Annotated in this window: 3 protein-coding genes and 1 pseudogene; all 4 read left to right on the top strand. The window is 42.9% G+C overall.

Annotated features, from left to right (window positions below; genetic code table 11):
• Positions 1–103: 103 nt before the first annotated feature.
• Positions 104–829: pseudogene (locus CJU81_RS23405) on the top strand (hypothetical protein); the annotation flags it as partial.
• 31 nt (positions 830–860) lie between these two features.
• On the top strand, positions 861–1,985 hold the full coding sequence (locus tag CJU81_RS23400; RefSeq protein WP_095038431.1) for an oligosaccharide repeat unit polymerase: 1,125 nt from the start codon (positions 861–863) through the stop codon (positions 1,983–1,985).
• Positions 1,985–3,058 (top strand): glycosyltransferase family 4 protein, encoded by a 1,074-nt coding sequence (locus CJU81_RS23395; protein WP_095038430.1) that lies wholly within the window; start codon positions 1,985–1,987, stop codon positions 3,056–3,058. The genes CJU81_RS23400 and CJU81_RS23395 overlap by 1 nt, the downstream gene beginning before the upstream one ends.
• A gap of 27 nt (positions 3,059–3,085) precedes the next feature.
• A partial coding sequence (locus tag CJU81_RS23390) for a glycosyltransferase family 4 protein (protein WP_141232635.1) occupies positions 3,086–3,431 on the top strand: 346 nt, incomplete at its 3' end.

Below are 3,431 nucleotides of genomic sequence, written 5' to 3'. Positions count from 1 at the left end.
CGGGTACTCAAGTGTTTGTATTGGGTAGACATGGCAACACCTTACATCAGGTGTTGCACTTGTTCCTTGAGACCGCCTATCTTTAGTCGTCAAGTCAAACTCAGGGCTCATATCATCTTTGAATATGGGCCTTGCTGTTGCAACAACGGAGTACTTATACTTTGTTGCTTCAGATGATATTCCTGATGCGGCCGGCATTGCCCAATGTATAAATCACATGGAGGTTAATCAAAATCTCAAGTTTTGCATTGGCGGGGCTGATGCTTTTTTCGATGAAGAGCCTGGCCACTTTTTCAAAGTATACGGCCCGTCACAGGATAAATTTTTAAAATTACCTGCTCAGAAGCGGTTCAAGCAGGCTTTATTCAATTATCCCGTGCCTTTATTGCTGCAATCGACTGTCTTCAGAACATCTGCCCTCAGGGAACAGGGAGGATGGGATACAAACCTGATGCTGGATGATTACCCTATGTTTGTGAAACTATTGGTAGCCTACCCAGATTTCGGATCAGAATTTGCTTACTTACCTGATATCCCTGTGGTGAAATATCGCCAGCATCAAAGTAACAGCTTTCGTAACATACCCAGGCAGTACGCTATGGTTTCACAAGCCATACAATATTTGGCCAGTGGTTTTTTGGCAGATTTCGCGACGGCTAAAGCGTTGGCTTATTACTCTCTCGTGGCCATCAAAAATAAAAACACAGTGGCATTGTCGAAAATGGTTAACGCGTCATCCTATAAGGTTTGTTTCTTTTCGTTGTTTTATTTTGCAGAGATACCACTGACTAAAGCCGTTGGTTATTTCAAGCGAGTCATCACGAACTGATGCTATTAAATAGTTAACTGAAGTGATGTAAATGAATAAATTGCGATTTTACCTGACATCGCCACTTGTCATACTTGTTGTTATTGTTGCCTTGATGTTTGCCATGAACTTGCTTGTTTTGGGTGAGCAGTGGCAGTGGGGGCACAACTTTTTCTTGCTCGGAATCTGTAGTTTTGTAATTGTTTATATACTTGCAAGCTTTATGCTTAGTGGCGGCGTATTCAATATATACTCCATGGAAGTAGGGGATGCAGATGCGCCACGCTTGTTGGTATTTTCCTATTGGTGTCTTTCGTTTTTAGGCCTGGTGCTATCATGCTATCGTATTTACAGATTTGGTATAAATGGGCCGTTGGAAGGAGGCGTATTATTTAATCTGCGTTATGTCTACATCTGGGGCCATGAGTCCAATTACGGTGCGCAACACTTTTCGCTTTTTGCGCTTTGCCTTGCTCTTTACTATGCGCAAAAAAAGCGAATCTTGTTGTGTATTGTTACAAGTGCGATTTACCTGATTTCTGCTCTGAGCCTGGCTGAAAGGACAAGTGTACTTTTTCTTTTTGTGAGTGTTGTATATACGTTGTTTTATATTGGTTGGGTTAAGCTGAAAGGGCTTCTTGTTTTCTTTGCTCTCTTGGTTCTTATTTTTTGCATCATCGCTGTTGCCACTGGCCGAGCGGGTGGAGAGAAAGGTTTTGATTTTCTTTATTCGTATTTTGGTTATGCAGTAACCGCACTCTCAACCTGGATGGACGGGCAAGCAGGTAAAGGTTGTGCCGATCTGATCTTAGGTAAAGTTGTCGATATTCTGTCGCTGGGCTTATACAGCTGTGTTCCCTTCGATGTGGGATTTGCAGATGACGATTTTAATGTTCTTACTTATGCATCGAGTCCCTATTTGGCAGGGGGCGTTGGAGCAGTCATTATAAGCATGGCTGTTTTGGGTGGATGGTATGCCTGCCTGAGGCGCTTGGCTTGTTTGCATGGCGGCTATTTTTTAGCAATGCTGAGTTGCTATGTATACGCTTTGGTAATGGTTTTTTATGCCTGGCAATTCAGTCTTACTACCTATGTATATGTGGGTTTGATTCTGTTACCCCTTTTCTATCGTCAGCGCTCAAGGCCGACCGAGCCTGAATTGAATCAAGGTCTATAATGAAATTATTGTTGCTCTCCAAATATTCAAGAATAGGCGCTAGCAGTCGTTTGAGAATGCTTCAATATATTCCATATCTTGAGAAAGATGGATGGAATGTTGTGGTTGCTAATTTGCTTGATGATCTATATGTGTCTCGCTTGTACAGTCGGGAAAAGTCAACCATTTTCGACTTTATAAGCTATTACTGGAAGAGATTTACATGGCTTTTGCGGGCCAGTCAGTTTGATATTCTTTGGGTTGAAAAAGAAATTTTTCCCTATTTTCCGGCTTGGGCAGAAAAAATACTGAATCTATGCGGCTGCAAGGTCATAGTAGATTATGACGATGCTATTTTTCATAACTATGATTTATCCAATAATCGCTTTATTAAGCTGTTTCTTAAAAATAAAATCAAATCAGTCATGCGTTCTTCTTCGTGTGTAGTGGCTGGGAATCCTTATTTGGCAGAATATGCGCAGAGGGCAGGGGCCGGGAGAACAGTAATTATTCCTACGGTTGTAGATGCCACTCGTTACACCTCAAAAGACAATGTGTTTCACGATAAAAAATTAGTAATAGGCTGGATGGGTTCTCCCGCAACTCAGAAATATGTTGTCGACATCAAGGACGCATTAATTGCGGTATGTAATAAGTATGATGCGAAACTTATGCTGGTCGGTGCAGATGTAAGCATGAACACCGTATTCTCGGATATCGATGTTGAAGTCGTGCCCTGGGATGAGTCTACAGAGGCTGAAATGATCCGGCTGATGGATGTCGGGATCATGCCACTCGTAGAGGGACCTTGGGAAAATGGAAAATGCGGATATAAGCTCATTCAATATATGGCTTGTGGTGTTCCTGTGATTGCGTCGCCTGTGGGAGTTAATATAAGTATAGTGGATGAAAGCAAGTGTGGTTTCCTCGCGAGTTCGGTCAGTGAGTGGGATTTACATTTAAGTCATTTGCTATCTTCTGTCGACGACAGAAGGATTCTTGGATGCAATGGAAGAAAAAGGGTAGAGGAGCATTATTCGGTACAGGTTCAAGGGCCCATCATGGTTCGTTTAATGCGTGAAACAATAAACTGACGATGAACGTGTGCCTGGAGCGCTGAATTGAAAATTATTTATCTTATAACCCGCTCTGATGTAATGGGTGGCGCGAGCATTCATTTGCTCGACTTGGCAGCAGGCGCAAAGGCCTTAGGGCATGATGTAGTGATCGGTGTGGGTAACGCCAATCCTTCAAAACAATCTCTATTTCAAGAACGTGCTGCTCTTATGGGGCTTGAGTGCTACGGTATAAAGAGTCTGGTGCGAGAGATCAGTCCGGTCAAAGATATTTCTTGCTACCTTGAGCTTCGTGCTTTCCTGAAGGCGCACTCGGCGGTCTCAAGGAACAAGTGCAACAGTCAGTTAATTTTTCTGAGCATGCTAATCACGAAACTGGGCATTCCCGCCT

It is taken from the genome of Pseudomonas fragi, assembly GCF_002269505.1.
GTDB lineage: Bacteria > Pseudomonadota > Gammaproteobacteria > Pseudomonadales > Pseudomonadaceae > Aquipseudomonas > Aquipseudomonas fragi_D.
Note: the sequence above shows the minus strand (reverse complement) of the source record. Positions and strands in the feature narration are given on the sequence as shown.

Bases quoted from the DNA above. Each gene is read 5' to 3' on its own strand.
- CJU81_RS23400 (WP_095038431.1), top strand. From the start codon at position 861: ATGAATAAATTGCGATTTTACCTGACATCGCCACTTGTCATACTTGTT.
- CJU81_RS23395 (WP_095038430.1), top strand. From the start codon at position 1,985: ATGAAATTATTGTTGCTCTCCAAATATTCAAGAATAGGCGCTAGCAGT.